Below are 1072 nucleotides of genomic sequence, written 5' to 3' on the forward strand. Positions count from 1 at the left end.
TGTAAGGGTTTAGTAATTCGAGGACAAACAGATGATTTAAGATATGTTGTTTAGGGTGGTCATTTCGATAGGTTTTTTACCGCCTATACCTTGATGTGGCCTTTCCCAGTTGTAATAGACCAAATATTTCAAGAGTTGGTCTTCAAGTTCTTCCAGGGTATCAAAGTCAGTGTCTTCAATGAGATCTTCTTTCAGTGTCCGCCAAAAGCGCTCGACCTTGCCATTTGTTTGAGGCCGGTAAGGCTTCATGTACCGGCGTTTTATGCCGGTTTCCATGAGCATACGTTCAAAGGGGTGATTGCGCTTGTTCAAACTGGAGGAGGTACCAAACTCGGGGCCGTTGTCTGCAATGATCTCTTCAAACTGGATACCGAACTCCCGTTTTAGGGCCTGTATGCAGTGCATGGTGGTGAACATGGTAGTCAAGGCGGTAATGTCTTCCATCACCTGTGCCCAGGCTACCCTGGAATAATCGTCCAGCACGCAAAGCAAATACAGGTTTCTATGCTGGCACCTGATCACACTTTTGCTTAAGTGATGACAATCGATATGCCCTAACTGGCCCATACGTTCTTTGATGATTCTTCGCTTTTCTTCTTTTTCTATTACCTGCAAACGGTTCTTGCCGTGCCGCCTGAGAATGTTGTACACACCTGATGGCGACGGGTTAAAGTTATCAGATTTTTGCTTTATCTGGCTGGCAATCTCATACTTATTACATCCCCTGCTGCGCAAGTCCAGTACCTGCTGCTCATCTAAGGGGCATGGCCTGCGGGTGCTGAAGCGGGGACCGCGCTTCGAGGGCAAAAGGTCTTCTTCACTGCCCGACTGCTTATAACGGTTATAGTACTTGAGAAAGCTTCTGCGGTCGGTATGCCGGGCCAGATAAAACTCTTTGGCCAATTTATACACCGGGTGCTCACCCCGCTTGACCTGCTCATACTCCTTGATCAATAGGCGGTAGGTCTGCAAATAGTTCCGCTTTAAGGTCAGATCACTCGTGTTAATGCGCATAACAAGTTAACTTAGTTATTTAAAGTTAAGCTTGTCCCCGAATTATCTGACCTTTACA

Annotated in this window: 1 protein-coding gene; it reads right to left on the reverse strand. The window is 46.5% G+C overall.

Annotated elements, in window-relative coordinates; genetic code table 11:
• Positions 1 to 36: 36 nt before the first annotated feature.
• Complete coding sequence (locus IEV61_RS20535; protein ID WP_188419026.1) at positions 37 to 1014, reverse strand: integrase core domain-containing protein; 978 nt, start codon at positions 1012 to 1014, stop codon at positions 37 to 39.
• Positions 1015 to 1072 lie beyond the last annotated feature (58 nt).

Source organism: Mucilaginibacter galii, assembly GCF_014635825.1.
Lineage (GTDB): Bacteria > Bacteroidota > Bacteroidia > Sphingobacteriales > Sphingobacteriaceae > Mucilaginibacter > Mucilaginibacter galii.